Annotated in this window: 17 protein-coding genes and 1 tRNA gene; 10 read left to right on the top strand and 8 right to left on the bottom strand. The window is 65.7% G+C overall.

Annotated features, from left to right (window positions below; all coding sequences use genetic code 11):
- Positions 1-4: 4 nt before the first annotated feature.
- The gene (locus tag VF617_RS00880; RefSeq protein ID WP_331012967.1) at positions 5-217 is read left to right on the top strand and encodes a KTSC domain-containing protein; all 213 of its coding nucleotides are present in this window, start codon (positions 5-7) and stop codon (positions 215-217) included.
- Between the two features lie 3 nt (positions 218-220).
- On the opposite strand, the gene VF617_RS00885 is transcribed toward VF617_RS00880, so the two are convergent.
- The 3 genes from VF617_RS00885 to moaA all read right to left on the bottom strand — a co-directional run bounded on the left by VF617_RS00885 (position 221) and on the right by moaA (position 2,117).
- Positions 221-295: transfer RNA gene (locus VF617_RS00885), tRNA-Asn, on the bottom strand.
- Between the two features lie 47 nt (positions 296-342).
- Positions 343-1,107: an NAD kinase gene (locus tag VF617_RS00890; RefSeq protein ID WP_331012968.1), complete on the bottom strand. Its 765-nt coding sequence runs from the start codon at positions 1,105-1,107 to the stop codon at positions 343-345.
- Entirely contained in the window at positions 1,104-2,117 is a 1,014-nt protein-coding gene (gene moaA / locus VF617_RS00895; RefSeq protein WP_331012969.1) for a GTP 3',8-cyclase MoaA, read from the bottom strand. The genes VF617_RS00890 and moaA overlap by 4 nt, the downstream gene beginning before the upstream one ends.
- A gap of 81 nt (positions 2,118-2,198) precedes the next feature.
- On the opposite strand from moaA, the gene VF617_RS00900 reads away from it, so the two are divergent.
- Genes VF617_RS00900 through VF617_RS00910 form a run of 3 tightly spaced genes read left to right on the top strand, consistent with a single transcriptional unit; the run spans position 2,199 to position 5,457 of the window.
- Positions 2,199-4,193, top strand: coding sequence for a bifunctional diguanylate cyclase/phosphodiesterase (locus tag VF617_RS00900; RefSeq protein ID WP_331012970.1), 1,995 nt, complete (start codon positions 2,199-2,201; stop codon positions 4,191-4,193).
- Complete coding sequence (locus tag VF617_RS00905) at positions 4,190-4,597, top strand: hypothetical protein (protein WP_331012971.1); 408 nt, start codon at positions 4,190-4,192, stop codon at positions 4,595-4,597. Before VF617_RS00900 ends, VF617_RS00905 begins: the two co-directional genes overlap by 4 nt.
- Positions 4,594-5,457 (top strand): alpha/beta hydrolase, encoded by an 864-nt coding sequence (locus VF617_RS00910; RefSeq protein WP_331012972.1) that lies wholly within the window; start codon positions 4,594-4,596, stop codon positions 5,455-5,457. The genes VF617_RS00905 and VF617_RS00910 overlap by 4 nt, the downstream gene beginning before the upstream one ends.
- On the opposite strand, the gene mfd is transcribed toward VF617_RS00910, so the two are convergent.
- Together mfd and VF617_RS00920 are read right to left on the bottom strand one after the other, a co-directional pair.
- Positions 5,454-8,912 carry a transcription-repair coupling factor gene (gene mfd / locus VF617_RS00915; protein WP_331012973.1) on the bottom strand — a complete coding sequence of 1,153 codons (3,459 nt, stop codon included), beginning with the start codon at positions 8,910-8,912 and terminating at the stop codon, positions 5,454-5,456. The genes VF617_RS00910 and mfd overlap by 4 nt on opposite strands.
- On the bottom strand, positions 8,912-9,178 hold the full coding sequence (locus VF617_RS00920; RefSeq protein WP_331012974.1) for a succinate dehydrogenase assembly factor 2: 267 nt from the start codon (positions 9,176-9,178) through the stop codon (positions 8,912-8,914). Before VF617_RS00920 ends, mfd begins: the two co-directional genes overlap by 1 nt.
- A gap of 70 nt (positions 9,179-9,248) precedes the next feature.
- On the opposite strand from VF617_RS00920, the gene recG reads away from it, so the two are divergent.
- Entirely contained in the window at positions 9,249-11,306 is a 2,058-nt protein-coding gene (gene recG, locus VF617_RS00925; protein ID WP_331012975.1) for an ATP-dependent DNA helicase RecG, read from the top strand.
- A gap of 1 nt (position 11,307) precedes the next feature.
- Here recG and VF617_RS00930 read toward each other — a convergent pair whose 3' ends face one another.
- Both VF617_RS00930 and tyrS read right to left on the bottom strand, forming a co-directional pair.
- Positions 11,308-11,616 (bottom strand): PilZ domain-containing protein, encoded by a 309-nt coding sequence (locus VF617_RS00930; RefSeq protein ID WP_331012976.1) that lies wholly within the window; start codon positions 11,614-11,616, stop codon positions 11,308-11,310.
- Between the two features lie 116 nt (positions 11,617-11,732).
- The gene (tyrS, locus tag VF617_RS00935; RefSeq protein WP_331012977.1) at positions 11,733-12,959 is read right to left on the bottom strand and encodes a tyrosine--tRNA ligase; all 1,227 of its coding nucleotides are present in this window, start codon (positions 12,957-12,959) and stop codon (positions 11,733-11,735) included.
- A gap of 345 nt (positions 12,960-13,304) precedes the next feature.
- On the opposite strand from tyrS, the gene VF617_RS00940 reads away from it, so the two are divergent.
- The 5 genes from VF617_RS00940 to VF617_RS00960 all read left to right on the top strand — a co-directional run bounded on the left by VF617_RS00940 (position 13,305) and on the right by VF617_RS00960 (position 19,462).
- Positions 13,305-14,339, top strand: coding sequence for a GIY-YIG nuclease family protein (locus VF617_RS00940; protein ID WP_331012978.1), 1,035 nt, complete (start codon positions 13,305-13,307; stop codon positions 14,337-14,339).
- Complete coding sequence (locus VF617_RS00945) at positions 14,336-15,532, top strand: DUF1343 domain-containing protein (protein WP_331012979.1); 1,197 nt, start codon at positions 14,336-14,338, stop codon at positions 15,530-15,532. Before VF617_RS00940 ends, VF617_RS00945 begins: the two co-directional genes overlap by 4 nt.
- A 219-nt stretch (positions 15,533-15,751) precedes the next feature.
- Positions 15,752-16,939, top strand: coding sequence for a hypothetical protein (locus VF617_RS00950; RefSeq protein ID WP_331012980.1), 1,188 nt, complete (start codon positions 15,752-15,754; stop codon positions 16,937-16,939).
- Positions 16,940-16,964: 25 nt separating this feature from the next.
- Positions 16,965-18,071, top strand: a complete 1,107-nt coding sequence (locus VF617_RS00955; protein WP_331012981.1) for a DUF2336 domain-containing protein — start codon at positions 16,965-16,967, stop codon at positions 18,069-18,071.
- On the top strand, positions 18,068-19,462 hold the full coding sequence (locus tag VF617_RS00960; protein ID WP_331012982.1) for an ATP-binding protein: 1,395 nt from the start codon (positions 18,068-18,070) through the stop codon (positions 19,460-19,462). Before VF617_RS00955 ends, VF617_RS00960 begins: the two co-directional genes overlap by 4 nt.
- Before the next feature lie 62 nt (positions 19,463-19,524).
- On the opposite strand, the gene VF617_RS00965 is transcribed toward VF617_RS00960, so the two are convergent.
- Positions 19,525-19,974: a helix-turn-helix domain-containing protein gene (locus VF617_RS00965; RefSeq protein WP_331012983.1), complete on the bottom strand. Its 450-nt coding sequence runs from the start codon at positions 19,972-19,974 to the stop codon at positions 19,525-19,527.
- Positions 19,975-20,040 lie beyond the last annotated feature (66 nt).

Genomic DNA, 20,040 nt, shown 5'->3' on the forward strand with positions numbered 1-20,040 from the left:
GTGCATGCCTTCGACGGTGATCAGGAAATGGAGCTACGATGCGGAGGATCAGCGCCTCGATGTGCTGTTCGTCAGCGGCAAGCGCTACAGCTATCACGAAGTGCCGCGTGAGATCGCCGAGGCGATGCGCGAAGCATTCTCGAAAGGCAGCTATTACAACCGCCACATCCGCGACCATTTCCGCTTCACGCGGACCGGCGGTGTCGTGGCGGAATGAGGCTGGCTCCCTGAGTTGGATTCGAACCAACGACCAAGTGATTAACAGTCACCTACTCTACCGCTGAGCTATCAGGGAACAGCCGTGGGGGGCGTCTATAGACCCCGATTTCAGGATGCAAGCCCTCAAGCTATGAATTGCTCCATCGTGATGCGGTCGTCCAGCGCATGCTCGGGATCGAAGAGCAAAGTGAGGTCGCGCGTGTGATCGATCTCCACCCTGACGGAGGCGACTTCGCGAACTTCGCGCTGATCGGCCACCGCGCTCACCGGGCGCTTGCTCGCCTCCAGCACGCGGATGCCGATGCGGGTCTTTTCGGGCAGGATGGCGCCGCGCCAGCGCCGGGGGCGGAATGGGCTGATCGGAGTCATCGCCAGCATCGCGGAGCCGAGCGGCAGGATCGGACCCTGGACCGACAGGTTATAGGCGGTCGATCCGGCGGGCGTGGCAACCAGAATGCCGTCGGCGACCAGCTCTGCGAGCACTACGCGGTCGTTGATCGTGATCTCCAGCTTGGCGGTCTGGCGGGTTTCGCGCAGCAGCGAGACTTCGTTGATCGCGGGGAGCACCACGACCTCGCCGTCCAGCGTCGTCGCGGTCATGTTGAGCGGCGAGACGCGGAAGGGCTTCGCGCGAGCGAGCCGCTCATCCAGCCCCTCGAGCCGCCAATCGTTCATCAGGAAGCCGACCGTGCCGAGGTTCATCCCGAACACCGGCACGGTGCGCCGGGTGCCCAGCATCGTATGGAGCGTCTGGAGCATGAACCCGTCGCCGCCCAAGGCGACGACCGACTCGGCCTGGTCGAGCGGCACCCATTCATAGGCATCGCGCAGCTCCGCGGCTGCCGCCAATGCCTGATCGGTGGGGGAGACGGCGAGGGCGCGCTTCATCCGCCGGTGACGCTCATATGGCGGGCCACGGCGGGAGCGCGGGCGTCTATGCGAAAGTCGTGGCGTGCGGGCTTGAGCGAGAGCGCCCTGTCGATCGCCTCGTCAAGCGCGGGCAGTCCGCCCGAGCGGATCGCCGCCTTGAGATCGGCGTGATCGTCCTGCCCCAGGCACATATAGAGCTTGCCCTCGGTCGTGAGCCGAACGCGATTGCACGTGTCACAGAAATTGGAGGTGAGCGGCGAAATCAGGCCAAGGCGCGTGCTTGTGCCCTCCATCCGCCAATAGCGCGCGGGACCGCCGCTGCGGTGATCGTCGCGGACGAGAGGGAAGCGCTCCTGTAGCTCCGCGAGCACGCCGGTCAGCGGCAGGAAGCGCTCGGCGCGGTCCTCGTCGATCACGCCGACCGGCATCGTCTCTATCAGTGTGAGATCGAGGCGCTGATCAACGCACCATTCGAGCATGGGCGCGATCTCGGCGCCATTAAGGCCCTTGAGCGCGACCATGTTGATCTTGACCGCGAGCCCCGCGGCCTGCGCCGCCGCAATGCCGGCCAGCACCTGCGCCACCTCGCCGTGCCGAGTGATGTAGCGGAAAATATCGGGGTCGCGGCTGTCGAGGCTGACATTCACGCGCCGCACCCCTGCATCGAACAGCGCCGGGGCATGCTCGGCAAGCCGCATGCCGTTCGTCGTCAGCGTCAGCTCGTCGAGCCCGTCGCCGATCCGGCGACCGAGCCTGCGCGCCAGGTCGATCGCGTCGCGCCTCACCAGCGGCTCGCCGCCGGTCAACCGGATCTTGCGCACCCCGCGGGCGATGAAGCGCTCGGCGATCAACGCGATTTCTTCAAGCCGCAGCAGGGCGTCGCGCGGCAGGAAAGTCATCTGCTCAGACATGCAATAGCGGCAGCGAAGGTCGCAACGGTCGGTCACCGAGATGCGCAGATAGCTGATCGTGCGCCCATGACCGTCAACAAGGGCTCGGCGGTCAACCGGGGCTGGGGCGCAGGCCATGGCGCTGGAGTTAAGCGACAAGCTGTGGCCAAACAAGCTTTGGATTCGCGGGGGCGCACGCTTCACGCTATCGAGGAGCGAATGTCCGACGATTTCACAGTGATCGATGCCGCCCATGCACCCTCGCAAGAGGCGCCCGTGTTCGTGCTTTCCTTCCGCCAGCGCGACGAAGTCGCCGCGGCGGCCGCCGGAGGCGGCTGGCGGGTTGTGGCCGCCCGGCGCAGCGAGGGGCTGGAGCGGCGCTTCATCGGCAGCGGGGCGGCGGTCGCAGTGATCGACGCGCGCGGCGCGCTCAGCGACGGGCTGGAAGCCGCCAAGATCCTGGGCGGCCCGATCGCAGCGCATGGCGCGGCGATGTTGATCCTCGTCTCGCAGAGCGACGCGGTGCATATGCGCCATTTCTACGATGCCGGGGCGACGCATTACCTGTCGAGCCCGATGTCATCGGCGGCGATGGCGCATGCGATCCGATTTGCCTTGCGTCATGTCGAGCGGCTGGCCGGGTGGAGCGGACAGGCGGGGGCCTCCGCCGAGCCGCTGGGCTGGCGCTACGATCCGGAGCTCAAGTCGCTTCAGCTAACGCCAGGGCTCGCGATGCTGCTCGCTCTTCCCGAAGCTCCCGGCATACGGGCGCTGTATCGCAAGCTCGACGCCGCCGACCGCCAGCTGGCGAGGTCGGCGCTGCGGCGGCTTGGCGAAGCGCTGGGCTCGACGGCATTCGCGCACGATTTGCCCGGCGTCGGCCGTGTTGTGCAGCATCTGCAATATGATGCGCGGACCGGGAGATTGCACGCGCTGGTCGAGGCGCTCGGCGTGGCGCCGGATGCCAGCGCCGCAGTGCGCGACGCGCTGACCGGTGCGCGGGATGGCCCGAGCGCGCGGCGCTGGATCGATCGGCGCTTGGGCGAGGGCCGAAGGATTGGAGCTATCCTGGTCGGCCTTTCCCGCTTCGAGACCGTCAATACCGCTTATGGCCGCACGGCGGGAGACGAATTGCTGCGCGCGGTATCGCGCCGGGTCGCCGAAGTCGCGCGCGAGGCGTTGGGCAAGACCGCGATCGTCGCGCGGATCGGCGGATCGGAATTCCTGGTCGCCACCGACGATACCGATACCGCTGGACTAGGGGCGGCGCTGGCGAAGCTAGAAGAGGCGCTATCCCGGCCCTTCGTGGCCGGGGGCGCAATCGCGCCGCTGGGCGCGCGACTGGCCAGCGCTGAAAGTGGACCGGAAGATAATGCCTCCACTTTGCTCCGCCGCGCGAGCGAGACCTTGTTGGGGGACGGTGCGCCGCGCGAAATCGGCGCGCCGCCGCTCGACGCCCTGGTCGCAAGCCTTCATCGCGCTCTGGAGCGCAGCGAGATCGGCGTGCTCTTTCAGCCGCAGGTCGCGATCGCCACAGGGCAGATCGTCGGCGTGGAAGCGCTGGCCCGCTGGCAGCATCCCGAATTCGGTGAAGTGGGCCCTGAGACGATGTTCGCGGCCGCCGAGCGCGCCGGGCTGGAGGCGACGCTCAGCGATCACGTCCAGCGGCGTGCGCTATCCGCTGCCGCCAACTGGCCCTCGTCGCTGGGCAAATTGCGCCTGTCGATCAACGTCACCGCCGCCGATGTCGCCCGCGCGGGTTTTGCCGACAGCCTGCTCGGCCGCATCGACGCGAGCGGCTTTCCGCGCGCGCGACTGACCGTCGAGATCACCGAAAGCGGGATCATGGCCGATCTGAGCGAGGCGTCACGCCTGCTCAACGAACTGCGCAGCGCCAAATGCCGTGTCGCAATCGACGATTTCGGCACGGGCTATTCGAGCCTCGCCTACCTCAAGGCGCTGCCGCTGGATTATCTCAAGATCGACAAACGGCTGAGCCAAGACATTGCGGGCAGCGCGCGCGATCGGGTGGTGGTGCGCGGGGTGATCGACATGGCGCGGTCGCTGGGACTCGCCGTAATCGCCGAGGGCGTCGAGACACAGGTACAGCTCGATTTGCTGGCCAAGGAAGGCTGCCAGTATTTCCAGGGTTTTCTCTGCTCGGAGCCGATCGACGTGCCGGCGCTGGCGCAACTGGTCGCGCGCGCCGGATGAGTGACCCGCACGATCTGAGCGGCGTCTGGTATGGGCGCTATGTCAGCCGCTCGGACCCGCAGGAAAACAGTTTCATCGCGATGATCGAGGAATCGGCGGGCGCGTTTACCGGAACCATCACCGAACCTGATGACGAAGGCCACGGAGGTATTCGCCGGGCTTCGATCGCCGGGCGCCGCACGGGGCAGGCGCTCTTTTTCGTCAAGCAATATAGCGGGCGCTGGAAGCATGCGGTCCGCTATTCCGGGCGGATCGATGGCCAGGGCAAGCAGGTCGATGGAAGCTGGAGCGTCGATTGGCTCGTCGGCAATTTTTCAATGGAACGCGAGCAGTTCAGCACCGAGGAACTCGAGGCCGAGGAAGAAGAAATGCTTCTGGCAGGTGATGGGAGGGCAATAAAATGATCCGGCCGATTCTTGTTGTCGCAATGCTGCTCGCCAGCCCTTTGGCACACGGGCAATCCGCGGTGGGCGCTGATCCGCCTGCTGATAAGGCTCATCCGGCCAAGCTGGAACAGGTACGGTATCCCACGGGGGGCGTTGCCGTACCCGCACGGCTTTTCCTGGCCGCGGGGGACGGCAATCACGGAACCGTGCTCCTGCTGCACGGGTTTCCGGGCACCGAGCTCAACCTCGACCTGGCCCGTGCGATGCAGCGTGCCGGTTGGAACGTGCTGGCGATCCATTATCGCGGCGTCTGGGGTGCGCCGGGCAAGTTCAGCTTCGCGCACACGATCGAGGATGCCCGCGCGGCACTCGCCTGGCTGCGCTGGCCCGAAAATGCTGCCAAATATCGTATCGACGCGCGCAAGATTGTAGTGCTCGGCCACAGCATGGGCGGGTTCGACGCGGTGATGATTGGTGAGGATCCTGAAGTGGCGGGCTTCGTCGTCATTTCCGCAGCCGATATCGGTGGATGGGCGCGCTTTCTCGACGACCCGGCGAAGCGCCCGGGCGCCGAGGCGGCCTTTGCCGACGATATCAGCTATACCAACATGACGTTCGACGAGATGGCGGGTGAGATCGTCGCCAATCGCGCGGCGTGGGACTGGAAGACGCGTGCGGCGAAGATGGCGGGCCGGCGCGCGCTGATCGTCAGTTCCGACGACGGCAACGGTCCGTCGGACGCCGCGGCGGCCGATGCTATCGAAGCTGCTGGCGGTCCTGCGCCGACAAGGCTGAAGTTTGTGACCGATCACAGCTACAATGATCACAGGATCGCGCTGCAGTCTGCGATCGTCACTTGGCTAGACAGGAACTTCTAGCCCGCAGCCTTGGCTAGCCCGCGCGAAATCTGGAGCGCGGCGTTTAGCCTCGCACGCGGGTTATTCCACTCGCGGGATACGACCAGCTTCATGTCGGGTCGAAGCCTTGCCGTGCCGTCCAGCCTTTCCACATAAGCGAGCAGGCCGTCGATATTGGGGAATTTGTCGTCATGGAAGGTCACCAGCGCGCCCTTCGGCCCGGTGTCGAGCTTCGCGATACAGGCCTTCTTGGCGTTTAGCTTGGTTTCGATCAGGCGGAGTAAGTTCTCGGTCGCATCCGGCAGCTTTCCGAACCGGTCGATCATCTCCGCGGCGAAGCTCTCGATGCCGTCGGTGTCCTCGACTTCGTTGAGGCGGCGATACAGACCCATGCGCAGATCGAGATCGGGCACATAATCCTCGGGGATGAGGATCGGCGCATCGACGTTGATCGAGGGCGACAGGTCCTTGGGGCGCAATTCCTCGCGGATTCCGCCGGCCTTGGCGTCCATGATCGCTTCTTCGAGCATGGCCTGGTAGAGTTCGTAGCCGACTTCCTTGATGTGGCCCGACTGCTCGTCGCCGAGCAGATTGCCGGCGCCGCGAATATCGAGATCATGGGATGCGAGCTGGAAACCCGCGCCCAGCGATTCGAGGTCGGAGAGCACCTTCAAGCGCTTGGTCGCGGTCTCGGTCATCTGCCGCTCGGGCGGAGTGGTGAGATAGGCATAGGCCCGCGTCTTGGCCCGCCCGACGCGCCCGCGAAGCTGGTAGAGCTGGGCCAGGCCGAACTTGTCGGCACGGTTGATGATCATCGTGTTGGCGCTGGGGATATCGAGGCCGGATTCGATGATCGTGGTGGAGACCAGCAGGTCATAGCGGCGGTCGTAAAAGGCCGACATGCGCTCTTCGACTTCGGTCGGGGCCATTTGCCCATGCGCGATCACATAAGTGATCTCGGGGACCTGGTTGCGCAGGAAATCCTCGATATCGGGCAGATCGGAAATGCGTGGGGTGACGAAATAAGCCTGGCCGCCGCGATAATGCTCGCGCAGCAATGCCTCCCGGAGAACGACCGGGTCCCACGGAATGACATAGGTGCGCACTGCGAGGCGATCGACCGGGGGCGTCTGGATCACCGAAAGCTCGCGCAATCCCGACATCGCCATTTGCAGGGTGCGGGGGATCGGAGTGGCAGTGAGGGTGAGGACGTGAACGTCGGCCTTCAGCGCCTTGAGCCGCTCCTTGTGCGTGACGCCGAACCGTTGTTCCTCATCGACGATAACCAGCCCAAGCCGCTTGAAATCGACGCTCTTGGAAAGCAGCGCGTGGGTGCCGATAACGATGTCGAGCTTGCCATCGGCCAGCTTCTCCTTGTTCGCCTTGGCTTCGGCGGCGGGGACGAGGCGCGAGAGGCGTCCGATCTCGATCGGGAAACCCTGAAAGCGCTCGACGAAATTGCGGTGGTGCTGGCGGGCCAAAAGCGTTGTCGGGCAGACGAGCACTACCTGCATGCCCGCCATCGCCGCGACGAAGGCGGCGCGGAGCGCCACTTCGGTCTTGCCGAAACCGACATCGCCGACGATGAGCCGGTCCATCGGGCGGCCCGCCGCCAAATCCTCCAGCACGTCGCCGATCGCCCGGTCCTGATCGTCGGTTTCCTCATAAGGGAAGCGATCGACGAACGCCGGGTAGCCGCCGGCATCCGGCTCGAGCACTTCGCCGGGACGGACAGCGCGACGCGCCGCTGTCGCGATCAGCTCACCCGCGATCTCGCGGATGCGCTCCTTCATCTTCGATTTGCGCCGCTGCCACGCTTCGCCGCCCAGCCGGTCGAGAGTTGCGCCTTCCTCACCCGACCCGTAGCGGCTCAGGACCTCCAGATTCTCGACGGGCACGAAGAGCTTGTCGCCGCCGGCATAAGTGAGCTGGACGCAATCGTGGGGCGCTTTCTGCACCGGAATCTGGGTAAGCCCCTCATATCGGCCGATACCGTGATCGACATGCACGACAAGGTCTCCGGGCGTGAGCGTCGCCAGCTCGTTGAGGAACGCGTCGGCAGATTTCTTGCGCTTGGTGCGGCGGATGAGACGATCGCCCAGCATGTCCTGCTCGGTGAGAACAGCCACCTGCGGCGCGGTGAAACCGTGATCGAGCGGGAGGACGATGAGCGCAACGCCATCGTCCGCGAGGCCGAGCGCCGCCTGCCAGCTCTCGGCGAGGTGCGCGTCCTTTAGCCCGTGATCGGTGAGCAGTCCCGACAGGCGCTCGCGTGCGCCGATCGAATAGCTCGCCAGCACGCGCTTCTGGCCCGCGCGCTTCAGCTTGGCGAGATGCTGTACGACCGCCTCATATACGTTGGTGCTGGCGGCGCGCTCGGGCGTGAAATCGCGGGGGCCGTCGACATTGAAGTCGAGCACGGTCTTGCTCTCGGGCTCGTGGAAGGGCGTCGCGGTATGAACCGGGACGGCCTCCTGGGCCTTTTCCCATTCCTCGGGGGCCAGATAGAGTGCGGTGGTGTCGAGCGGGCGATAGCTGCCGGGGTCCGAGGATTGGGCGCGAACTCGGTTTTGCTGATAATCAGCGATCGCGTCGAATCGCTGCTGGCCCGCCCCGGTCGTGCCAACGTCGCGGACGATCACGCTGGCTTCGGGCAAGTGATCGAACAGCGTTTCCAGCCGGTCTTCGAACAGGGGCAGCCAATGCTCCATGCCCGCCAGACGGCGGCCGTCGCTGATTGCCTGATAGAGCGGATCGCTCGTCGCGTTCGCGCCAAATTTTTCGCGATATCGCGCGCGGAAGCGCTTGATGCTTTCCTGGTCGAGCAGCGCTTCCGATGCCGGCAGGAGCGTGAAGCCATCGACACGCCCGGTGGTGCGCTGGTCCTGTGGATCGAAGGTGCGCACGCTCTCGATCTCGTCGCCGAAGAAATCAAGGCGCAGTGCTTGGGCGGCGCCGCTGGGAAACAAATCGACCAGCCCGCCGCGCACCGCGAACTCGCCGTGATCGTTGACGGTGTCGAGGCGGACATAGCCATTGGCCTGAAGCAGCGATGCGAGCTTATCGAGGCCGATACGCTCGCCAGGGGCGAGGCGGGCGACCAGCTGGCGAATGCGGAACGGCGTCAGTGTGCGCTGAGTTGCGGCGTTGGCGGTGGTGACGAGCAGACGAGGTCTGTCGGGCTTCGACTGCATCGCATGCAGCGTCGCCAGCCGCTCGGACATCACGCGCAGCGTGGGGCTGGCGCGGTCATAGGGAAGGCAATCCCAGGCGGGATAGCTCAGCACTTCCAGCTCGGGCGCAAAGAACGGCGCGGTGCTGGCCACCGCCCGCATTGCCGCCTCGTCGGGCGCGATGAACACAGCGGTGCCCGCGGCTCGCGCGAGATCCGCCAGCATCCAGGGCAAAAAGCCGGAGGGGGTGCCGGCAAGCGTGAGCGGCCTGGTCGCGGAAAGAATGGTTTTCAGTTCGGGCATTATTTAGCGATGGGCACGTAAGTCAGTGTCTGCAGGTCAGTCATCAGGGTCCCGGCATAGCGCGCGGGCACTGGCAGCGTTCCCATTGCCCAAGCCAGGATATCCACGTCCTGCTCCTCGAGCAGTTCTTCGAACAACAGCCGTTCCGCTTCGTCCCATCCATCGGAGTAGCGATCGAAGAATCCGCCGACCAACAGGTCCGCCTCCTTGATCCCCCGGTGGCAGGCGCGGAAACGCAGGCGCTTCAAATGAGTCTCGCGGTCCACTGGCTTTCCAACGCAAATTGGCCGGCGGCGCTTTGAGCGTCCGTCGGCTGGGTGTAGAGCGCCCTTAGTCATGCGGCCCGAAATTCTCAATCCACTCTTCGCGGAGGTGACCGCGCTCAAGGGCATCGGTCCGGCTCTGGCCAAGCCGCTCGAGCGACTGGGGCTGGGGCGCGTGGTGGACGTCGCCTTCCACTTACCGACGGGCTGGATCGATCGGGCGCCACGCGACGAATTGGCGCAGTCGGACGTGGGCCTGATCATCGCGATCCCGTTGACAGCGATGAGCTATCGCTTTGGCGGCAGCGTTAGAGCCCCCGCGCGGGTGCAGGCAGTGGATGCGCATGGCAATTTTGTCAGCCTGGTTTTTTTCGGGGGCAATTCGGGCTGGGCGAAGAAATTGCTGCCGCTGAACGAGAAGCGCTGGGTCTCGGGCAAGCTCGAGCAATATGGTCAGGAATTGCAGATCGTTCATCCCGAAGTCGCCGCCCCGGAGGATGCGCAGGATGGCGGGCGCGAGGCGATCTATCCTTGCTCGGAAGGGATCACTTCGAAGCGGATCGGGGCGATGGCTGCGCAGGCGATCGAGCGTGCGCCCGACCTTCCGGAATGGACCGAGCCCAGCCTGAAGGACCGCCACGGCTGGCCCGGCTGGCGCGAGGCGCTGGCGCGCATCCACTCCGATCCCGCCGACGCCGCGGCGCGCGAACGGCTTGCCTATGACGAGGTGTTCGCCAACCAGCTTGCGCTGATGTTGGTCCGCGGGGAGGCGCGATCGAAGCGCGGGCGGCCGCTGCGGGGCGATGGCCGGCTTCGCGACGCACTGAAGCTGCCCTACACGCCGACCGGGGCGCAATCGCGGACCCTAAGCGAGATCGAAGGCGATCTGGCGCAGGTGCAGCCGATGCTGCGGCTGCTGCAGGGCGATGTCGGATCCGGCAAGACGCTGGTGGCGACGGTGGCGCTGCTGATCGCGGCGGAGGCGGGCGCGCAGGGTGCGCTGCTGGCTCCGACCGAAATCCTCGCGCGCCAGCATTACGAGACGCTCAGCCGAATGCTCGCGGGCCTGGATGTGCGGATTGCGATCCTCACCGGGCGCGACAAGGGCCGGGTGCGCGAGGCGACGCTGATGGGGGTGGCCTCGCGCCAGATCGATATCCTGATCGGCACGCACGCGATCTTTCAGGAGGGCGTGACGTACAAGGATTTGGGGCTGGTGGTCGTCGACGAGCAGCACCGCTTCGGGGTCGCCCAGCGAATGATGCTCCAGGCCAAGGCCGAACGCCCGCCGCATCTGCTGGTGATGACCGCCACCCCGATCCCGCGCACGCTCACGCTTGCGCAATATGGGGAAATGGACGTCAGCCGGCTCGACGAGATGCCGCCGGGGCGGCAGCCGATCGAGACGCGCGTCGTTTCCGAAGATCGATTTGGCGAAGTCGTGGACGGACTGGGGCGGCATCTGGAGAGCGGTGGGCAAGCCTATTGGGTTTGTCCGCTGGTCGAGGAGAGCGAGAAATCCGACCTGGCGGCCGCCGAGGCTCGTGCCGCTTCGCTTCGCGAGCGCTTCGGAGAGAAGGTCGGGCTGGTCCACGGGCGGATGAAGGGGCCGGAGAAGGATCTGGTCATGGCGAGATTCGCGGCGGGCGAGCTGGGCGCGCTCGTCGCCACTACGGTGATCGAAGTCGGCGTCGATGTGCCCAATGCCACGCTGATCGTGATCGAGCATGCCGACCGCTTCGGGCTGGCCCAGCTCCACCAGTTGCGCGGGCGCGTGGGGCGGGGGAGCGGGCGATCGGTGTGCCTGCTGCTGCGCGGCAACACGCTCAGCGAGACTTCGAGGGCCAGGCTGGGGCTGATGCGGGAGACCAATGACGGCTTCCGCATCGCCGAGGAGGATTTGCGCCTGCGCGGCGCGGGGGAGATGCTGGGGACCAGGCAATCGGGCGAGCAGCAGTTCCGGCTGGCCCCGCCGGAGAAGTTCGCCGAGCTGATCGGCATGGCCAATGACGATGCGCGATTGCTGATCGACCGCGACGGGGGATTGCGGGGAGAGCGGGGGCAGGCGGCGCGGCTGGCGCTTTACCTGTTCGAACGCGATGCGGCGGTCGGCTTGTTGCGCTCGGGCTGAACTACCTGCCGCGAACCAGGGTGGCGATCAGCTCGTAATAGCTCGCCAGATCGATCGCGGTTTCGAACTGTGCGCCAAGGCGGCCGCCCAGCGACCAGCGAATTTCGGCCACCACGACGCCCACCGGCAATTGGATGCGCACCCGATCGCCGACTTCGAAAGTACGCTCGCAGCGCGCCATCAGGCCGTGCGGCGACAGGTTGACGACGACGAACTCGTGGAGCCTCGCGTCGGGGCCGAATGCCCGGGCGCGGTAATGTACCTCGTCGCGATCGGATCGCCGCACATCGGCGAAAGCCAGACTGCTCATCCCCACCTCACTCACGCCCCCTGTCTACTCGGGGGTTGCCCGTCGATATGGAACGGGCCGCGTGAAGGATGGTGCAATAATAGTGTTTAATGGCGCTTTACCACGCAGTTACGCAGTCAGGCGGGCGTCAGCAGGCCATGATGCTTCTTGCCGGCCGATATCCGGACGGGCGCCGAGACCGTGATCGCAAGCGCCTCGTCATCGACTCTTTCGCCATCCACCCGCGCTCCGCCACCCTTGATCAGCCGCCGGGCTTCGCCTTTCGATGCGCACAGGCCCAGATTGACCAGGGCATCGACCACCCCGATGCTGCCGCCCGCCACGGCGAAGCTGGGAAGCGCTTCGCCCGCCGATCCCTCCTCGAACGTGCGGCGCGCGGTCTCCGCAGCTTCCTCGGCGCCCGCGGCTCCGCGGCACATCGTGGTCGCTTCGTTGGCGAGGATCTTCTTGGCCTCATTGATCTCGGCGCCTTCGAGCGCTTCGAGCCGGGCAATCTCGCCCAGCGGGAGATCGGTGAACAGCCGCAGGAACCTGCCGACGTCGCGATCATCAGTGTTCCGCCAGAACTGCCAGTAATCGTAATGCGAGAGCTGCTCCGGGTTGAGCCAGACCGCGCCCGACATGGTCTTGCCCATCTTGCCGCCGTCTGCGGTGGTGATCAGCGGCGTGGTGACGCCGAACACCTCGGTGCCGTCCACGCGGCGGGAAAGCTCGATGCCGTTGACGATATTGCCCCATTGGTCCGACCCGCCGAGCTGGAGGCGGCAGGCGTGCCGACGCGAGAGCTCAAGGAAGTCATAGGCCTGGAGGATCATGTAATTGAATTCGAGGAAGCTGAGCGATTGCTCGCGGTCGAGCCGCAGCTTGACCGAATCGAAGCTCAGCATCCGATTTACCGAGAAATGCTGGCCGTAGTCGCGCAGGAAGGGGAGATATTCGAGCGCATCGAGCCATTCGGCATTGTCCAGCATGATCGCGTCGGTGGGGCCGTCGCCGAAGGTCAGGAACTTCTCGAACACGGTCTTGATCGAGGCGATGTTGCCGGCGATCACTTCCTCGGTCATCAGCTTGCGCGCTTCGTCCTTGAAGCTCGGATCCCCGACCTTGCCGGTGCCGCCGCCCATCAGCACGATCGGCTTGTGGCCGCTTTGCTGGAGCCGGCGCAGCAGCATGATCTGGACGAGGCTGCCGACATGGAGCGAAGGCGCGGTGGGATCGAAGCCGATATAGGCCGGCACGATCTGCTTCGCCGCGAGCGCATCGAGTGCGGCCGCGTCGGTCACCTGGTGGATATAGCCACGCGAGGAGAGCAGGCGGAGCAGATCGGATTGGTATTCGGTCATGGTGTGGCGCGTCTAGCGGAGGTGGGCGGCCGCGTCATCCCCGTGCTGGGGCGGCAAAGGTCACACTTGGGTCACACTATAGCGATGGTTTCGCGGGGGGCGGAAGTTTAGGCGAAGTTTAGGCCAGGGGCGATGCGAGCGTCGCGAATGGTTCAAATGGTCGCACTGGGCATGGGGGTTTCGAACCGACGATTTCAAAGAGCGGGCCGGGGGTGCCGACCGGCTCAGCCAAGCAGGGGAAATCCTACATTGCAAGGGGCGAGATAATCCTTCGACAAGCTCAGGATGAGCGGGGGTGTCGCTCAGGATGAGCGGGAGAGTCGCTCAGGATGAGCGGGGGAGTTTATGGTTTCGACAAATCGGGTGTTGATGGATAGGATATGCCCCGATCCGCTCGCCCTGAGCTTGTCGAAGGGCCTTCTCGATCCGGAGCCACACTTGGCCTTTTACGCTTACATGCTCCGCTGCCGCGATGGCAGTTACTACGCTGGCCATACCGACGATCTCGAAGTCCGTATGGCGCAGCACGCGCGGGGGACGATCCCTGGCTATACGCATGATCCCCGCCCGGTGGAACTGGTCTGGTGCGGAGATGCTCCAACGCGCGACGAGGCATTTGCAATGGAGCGCCGGATCAAGGGCTGGAGTCGGGCGAAGAAGGAAGCGCTGATTGCCGGGGACTGGGAGAGGATTTCTGAGCTCGCGCGGAATCGGTCGGGGCCCTGGATTGATGGGCGGGAAAGATTCGAGAGGACCCTTCGACAAGCTCAGGGTGAGCGGGGAATGGGTGGAGAGCCTTTACCTTCCTCCGCTCAGCCTGAGCCTGTCGAAGGCGGGTTGGCTGGCGCGCGCTCGCCACAGGGCGCTCTTCGACAGCTTCACTATCATCCCGCGTTGCCGCCTAAGGATATCGAATCCGTCGCAGTGACGGCGGCGTTGTCGCGCGACAAATGCATGCTCACCTATCGAGTGATCGGCGACGCAGTAATGGTAGCACAAGCTGTGTCGAAGCGAGCCGACGGCCTGTGGGAGCACACGTGTTTCGAGCTGTTCGTCCAGCCCGCCGGTGGCCTCGAATATTTCGAATTCAACTTTTCGCCCTCCACGCAATGGGCGGCATACCGCCTCGAAGATTACCGGACGGGAATGTCGGACCTAGCAATCGACGCGCCCGCGATCGAGCGGCTCGACTATGGGGTTCGGGTGACAATCGACTTAGGCCGACTTCCGCCTGGGAATTGGCAAATCGGCCTCTCCGCCGTGATCGAGGAACTGGACGGCACCAAATCATACTGGGCGCTCGCCCACCCACCAGGAGCGCCCGATTTCCATGATCCGGCTTGCTTCGCGCTGGAACTCCCGGCACCTCGCTTTCCATGAAATTCGGTATCGACCGGCTGCTTGCCGACCCAGCGCTTCTCGATCGGCTCAAGGGCCAGCGCGTCGCGCTGCTGGCGCATCCCGCCTCGGTGACGGAGGATCTGACGCACTCGCTCGATGCGCTGATGGGGGCGGGGCTCAAGGTCTCGGCGGTGTTCGGGCCGCAGCACGGCGTGCGCGGGGACTTGCAGGACAATATGATGGAGTCGCCGGACTTCACCGATCCGACCTATGGCATGCCCGTCTTCAGCCTGTATGGCGAAGTGCGGCGGCCGAGCGGGCAATCGATGGGGACGTTCGACACGATCCTGATCGACCTGCAGGACGTGGGCTGCCGCATCTACACCTTTGTGACGACCCTGCTCTATGTGCTCGAAGCCGCGGCGAAGCATGGCAAGCGCGTGTGGGTGCTGGATCGGCCCAATCCCGCGGGGAGGCCGATCGAGGGACTGACGCTGCTGCCCGGCTGGGAAAGCTTTGTCGGTGCAGGGCCGATGCCGATGCGACACGGGATGACGCTGGGCGAGATGGGCGCGTGGTTCATCGATCACTTCAAGCTCGACGTGGACTATCGCGTGATCGAGATGGAGGGGTGGCAGCCTGAGGCCGGGCCCGGATATGGCTGGCCGCCCGAGCGCGTCTGGATCAATCCGAGCCCCAATGCCGCGAACGTCAACATGGCGCGGGCTTATGCCGGGACGGTGATGCTGGAGGGGACGACGCTCTCCGAAGGACGCGGCACCACGCGCCCCCTCGAATTGTTTGGCGCCCCCGATGTGGACGCGAAGGGAGTGATTGCCGAGATGCGGCGGTTCGCGCCCGAATGGCTGGCCGGGTGCACATTGCGCGACATCTGGTTTCAGCCGACGTTCCACAAGCATGTCGGCACGCTCTGCTCGGGCGTGTTCATCCATGCCGAGGGCGCGGGATATGATCACGCAGGGTTCAAGCCGTGGCGGCTGCAGGCCCTGGGCTTCAAGGCGATCCGGCGGCTTTATCCAGACTACGATCTGTGGCGTGATTTCCCCTACGAATATGTCTTCGACAAGCTGGCGATCGATGTGATCAATGGCGGGCCTGGGCTGCGGGAATGGGTGGACGATGCGGCGGCTGTGGCTGGCGATCTGGATGCGCTCGCGGCGCCGGACGAGGCGGCGTGGGAAGAGGTGCGGACGAGGTATTTGCTCTACTGAGCGGAAACAGAAGAAATTTGTTCGCGCGGAGGCGCGGAGGCGCGGAGATTTCGCGCGTGAAAGGGTTTCCTGTCTCTCGAATATTGGTGCTCGCTGCGATGCGTTCGTTGGCGCGAAGCGCCGATTCCTTCTTCTCCGCGCCTCTGCGCCTCCGCGCGAACACTAACTTCTTGCTGCCGCCGATTGCGCGCTATGCCCTAACCGCTTAACCACGCCACCATGCTGGCGGGGCTTATCTTTGCTGTCGAGGAGGCGAGCGACCGGCCGGGGACGCTGGTCGCGACCTTGCCCTTTGGCGGCATGACCTTGCTCGAATATCAGGTACGGCTGCTGGCCGGGGCGGGGGCCGAGAAGGTCCTGATCGCGGTCGGCAAGATGACTCCGCAACTGCTTACCGCAGTCAACCGCGCCACCAAGCGCCACCCGATCGTCGAAATCGTCCGCTCGGCCGAGGAAGCCGGCGAAAAATTCGACAACGCTGCGCGCGTGCTGGTGATGGCCGACGGGCTGGTCACGACCGACCCCGTGATGGACCGCATGGCGGCGGAGGGCGGCGAGGCGCTGCTGGTTACCGACGACGCCGAATCCCCCGCCGCGATCGAGCGGCTGGACATGCGCGACAGCTGGGCCGGGATCGCGCGCATCTCGGTCGCGCAGCTTTCGCAGATCGCGCAGATGCCCGAGGATTATGACTTCCAGTCGGCGCTGCTGCGCGTAGCCTCGCAATCGAGCGCCGAGCATGTGCCGCTTACCGCCGCCTGGCTGCGCACCGGCCATTCGGTGGAGCGCAGTGCCGAAGGATTGGCCACGCGCAATACGGGCGTGCTCGCAGCGCTGACCGAGCGGCGAGTCGATTGGGCGGATCGCTGGGTGTTCACGCGAATCGCGCGCGCCGTGCTGCCCGAGCTGGTCGGGCGCAACGTGCCGGGATGGGCGCTGACCATGGGGGCGGGGGCGCTTGCGTTGCTCTCGCTGATGGGGATCGGGCTGGACTGGCAGGGTGTGGGGCTGATCGGCTCGCTGACGGCGGCGGCGGCATTGGCTACCGCATCGGCGATGGCGGCGCTGCGGGGTGAGGAATTGCGCGGGCGGGCGCTCGAATGGGCGATCCTGGCCTTGTTCGGCGCAGTCGTGCTGTTGTGCGGCTGGGTGGAGCATGCGCGGCTGTATAGCTGGACGCCGATGGTGTTCGCCGCATTCGGGCTGGCCGCGCAAGTGCTGATCGAGCGCGCGCCTTCGCGGCATCGGCGCTGGTGGGCGAGCCCATCGGCGCATCTGCTGCTGCTTATGCCCTTCACATTGGCCGGTTTTACCGAATTCGGATTGGCCGGAATCGCAGTCTATGCGTTTGCGACCCTGACCGCCGCCGTTGAGGCGACGCGCGAAAAAAGCTTAGTCTCCTCTTAAGGACACTTCCGCTAGGGTTGAGTGGATGTCGGATAACCCCGTCGAACCGCGCGATGGCCCTGCCATTGGCGCCGGCAAGCTGCTCGCGCGCGCGGCGGCTGCGGAAGTGCGCGCCTATCGCGGACTGACGGTGGCGATCGACGATTTCTTCCTTCCCGAAGACGCCCGGCTGGACGAACGCACGCGATCAGGTCTTTCGGCGCTGCTGCGCGGGCTGGTCGAGACAGTGGAAGGCGAAGTGCGCGAACATGCCGTGCGGCTGCTGCATGGTCGGGGCGAATCGCGGCTGGTGGTGGCGCTGAAGGACCCGGCTTCCTCGGTACTGGCGCGTCTATGGCAATCGGGACTATTGCGCGATCCGGACCTGATGGCTGAGCTGGTTTCGCGCGTTCGCCAGGAATTGATGGGGGCCGCGCTGCCGATGCAGGCCCCCGACGATCCCGAGCGGCCGAGCCTGATCAACCGCTTCGTCCAGCACCCCGACCGCGTTGTCGCCGCAGCGGCGATGGCAGTGCTGATCGCCGAGAGCCGCCGGCGGGGGAGTCCCGATGCGGGACAGTTTACCCGGACCGACCTGCCCGCCGAATTGCACCACCGGCTGGTATGGTGGGTGGCGGCGGCGCTGCGCGAACGGGTGGGCGAGGGTGGCGACGCGCTCGATCATGCGCTGAGCGAGGCGGCGCAGCGCAGCCTCGCGGCCTATGATGAAGGCGATCGGCTGGAGGCGACCGCAATGCGCTTCGCCGCCGCGATCGACGCCCAGCCGCAGGAACTGCCCGCGCTGCTGGTGGAGGCGCTGGGCGACCGGCGGATCGTTCTGTTCATTGCGTTGCTCGGCCATGCGCTGGGCGTCAGCTATTCGCTGGCGCGCGACATTGTCCTCGATTCCGCCGCTGACCGGCTGTGGCTGGCCTTGCGCGCGCTCGAACTGGCGCGCGAGCCTGTCGCGCAGATCGGATATGCCTTGTGCGAGGCCGATCCGCGCCGCGATCTGGAGCAATTCGCCGACACGCTGGAGGCGATCACCGAGCTTCGCCCGCGAGAGGCGCGCGACGCGCTTGCGCCGCTCAGGCTTCACCCCGATTATCGCGGCGCCGTAGTCGCGCTCGAGCGTTCGCCCGCGCAGGAATGAACGCGATCGACTCCTCGATGCCCCTGGCGATCGGCCGGCTCGACAGCGACGGGCGATTGCTCGACGCCGAATCGCGGCTGTTCGAATTGAACCAGCGGGCGGGGGGCGCGATCGATGCGCCGCTCGCGGTGCCCCAGATCGCGACGCTGGCGCGGCTGGCGCAGCGGCTTGGCATTGCGATCTCGCGCAATGTGATTGCCGCGGATGGCGAGGACGATCTCGAGCTTTGGGTACGCGCCGAGCCGCAGGACGGCGGCGTTCGGCTGGAAGTCAGTGGCTGGCGGCCCCGGCCGGGCTGGCGGGCAGTGGCTAGCGAGCCCGAGCGCGACGGCGATTTCTTCCGCTCGGCCGCCGACTGGCTTTGGGAAACCGACGCGGCGTTGCGCATCACTTTCCTCTCGATCGAAGCCGGCGCACGTTATGGTTTCGACAGCTCGGCGATGCTCGGCCAGCCGCTGACCCGGCTGTTCAGCCTGGAGCAGGATGAGAGCGGCAACTTGCCGATACTGAGCGCGGTGGCTGCACAGGCCCGGTTCGACGGGCAGAAAGCCGAGATTCGCGGGACAGGCCGGATGGTGCGGCTCGACGCCACGCCGCGCGCCGATCCGGGTGGGCGCTTCGCCGGGTTTGTCGGCGCGGCGCATATGCTCGACAGCGCTCCGGTGCGCCCCAGGGCCGATGCTCCATTGCCTCCGCCCGCCGCGCCCTTTGGCGGCTTCCCCGATTCGTTCAGCCAGAGACTCGATCGCGCGCTGCGCGGCCCACTGGGTACGATCATCGCCAATGCCGATTCGATCAGCGCGCAGACCGAGGGGCCGCTCAAGCCCGATTACGCCGAATATGCGGGCGACATCGCCAATGCCGGCCGCCACCTGATGACCCTGGTCGATGATCTGGTCGACCTTCAGGCGATCGAGCGCGACGATTTCCGCATCGAGGCGGAGAATATCGACCTGGCCGACGTCGCACGCCGCGCCGCGGGGCTGCTCTCGGTGCGCGCCGCCGAGGGCGAAGTGCGGATCGATCGGCCAGCATCCTATGAGATACTGCCGGTTACCGGGGAGTTCCGCCGCGCGCTGCAGGTGCTGGTCAATCTGATCGGCAACGCCGTGCGCTATTCGCCACCGGGCGGGCAGGTGTGGATACGGCTCGAGAAGGACGATGGCCGCGCGCATGTGATCGTCGCCGATCAAGGCAAGGGAATCGCAAGCGGGGACCATGCGCGGATTTTCGAGAAGTTCGGCCGCGTCGATCCCAATGAGCCGGGCGGGAGCGGGCTCGGCCTGTATATCGCCCGACGCCTGGCGCGGGCGATGGGCGGAGATTTGACCGTCGATAGCGCGCCTGGCCAGGGTGCGCGCTTCGTTTTCAGCCTGCCGCTGAGGGACTGACTCGCCTTCTGGCTCGCGGCGATAGCGCCAGGCAGGCTGATCCAAGGCGAATAGGGAAATGGCTAACGCGGACTGGGCTGTCTCGTTCGCGCAGGACGCTCGCGCGCACGCGACCTCTCGATGCGCCCGGCCGCGATCTTCGTCAGCCGCCTGAACGAAGGACATTCCATATGGCTGGGTGCGGGGCAGGTCGCGGCGTGCTGGAGGCCATTCCTCAACGCATCGAGCTGGCGGATCGTGCGGCCAAGCTCTTCGGCTTTGGCGGATAACAGCGCCTTGTCGACCGCCGGTTGAGCGCTGTTGCCGAACATCGCCTTGATCTGGTCGAGCGAGAATCCGGCCAGGCGGCCAAGGGCGATCACCGGCAATCGCTCGAGCACGCCGGGATCGAAGGTGCGGCGCAAGCCTCGCCGACCGAGCGATTCGATCAGGCCCTTTTCCTCATAGAAACGGAGCGTCGAGGCTGGCACGCCGGACCGTTTGGCGACCTCCGAAATGTCGATCAGTTTCACGCTTGACCTCAAGTTCACTTGAAGTGGCATCGTGCCCCCCAGCATCGACCCACACAAGGAGAATCG

Source organism: Sphingomonas sp. (genome assembly GCF_036388215.1).
In the GTDB taxonomy this organism is placed as follows: Bacteria; Pseudomonadota; Alphaproteobacteria; order Sphingomonadales; family Sphingomonadaceae; genus Sphingomonas.

Bases quoted from the DNA above. Each gene is read 5' to 3' on its own strand.
- moaA (WP_331012969.1), bottom strand. From the start codon at position 2,117: ATGGCCTGCGCCCCAGCCCCGGTTGACCGCCGAGCCCTTGTTGACGGT.
- mfd (WP_331012973.1), bottom strand. From the start codon at position 8,912: ATGCCCGAACTGAAAACCATTCTTTCCGCGACCAGGCCGCTCACGCTT.
- VF617_RS00945 (WP_331012979.1), top strand. From the start codon at position 14,336: ATGAAATTCGGTATCGACCGGCTGCTTGCCGACCCAGCGCTTCTCGAT.
- VF617_RS00960 (WP_331012982.1), top strand. From the start codon at position 18,068: ATGAACGCGATCGACTCCTCGATGCCCCTGGCGATCGGCCGGCTCGAC.
- VF617_RS00900 (WP_331012970.1), top strand. From the start codon at position 2,199: ATGTCCGACGATTTCACAGTGATCGATGCCGCCCATGCACCCTCGCAA.
- VF617_RS00910 (WP_331012972.1), top strand. From the start codon at position 4,594: ATGATCCGGCCGATTCTTGTTGTCGCAATGCTGCTCGCCAGCCCTTTG.
- VF617_RS00950 (WP_331012980.1), top strand. From the start codon at position 15,752: ATGCTGGCGGGGCTTATCTTTGCTGTCGAGGAGGCGAGCGACCGGCCG.
- VF617_RS00955 (WP_331012981.1), top strand. From the start codon at position 16,965: ATGTCGGATAACCCCGTCGAACCGCGCGATGGCCCTGCCATTGGCGCC.
- VF617_RS00905 (WP_331012971.1), top strand. From the start codon at position 4,190: ATGAGTGACCCGCACGATCTGAGCGGCGTCTGGTATGGGCGCTATGTC.
- tyrS (WP_331012977.1), bottom strand. From the start codon at position 12,959: ATGACCGAATACCAATCCGATCTGCTCCGCCTGCTCTCCTCGCGTGGC.
- VF617_RS00940 (WP_331012978.1), top strand. From the start codon at position 13,305: ATGGTTTCGACAAATCGGGTGTTGATGGATAGGATATGCCCCGATCCG.
- VF617_RS00930 (WP_331012976.1), bottom strand. From the start codon at position 11,616: ATGAGCAGTCTGGCTTTCGCCGATGTGCGGCGATCCGATCGCGACGAG.
- recG (WP_331012975.1), top strand. From the start codon at position 9,249: ATGCGGCCCGAAATTCTCAATCCACTCTTCGCGGAGGTGACCGCGCTC.
- VF617_RS00890 (WP_331012968.1), bottom strand. From the start codon at position 1,107: ATGAAGCGCGCCCTCGCCGTCTCCCCCACCGATCAGGCATTGGCGGCA.
- VF617_RS00880 (WP_331012967.1), top strand. From the start codon at position 5: ATGCCTTCGACGGTGATCAGGAAATGGAGCTACGATGCGGAGGATCAG.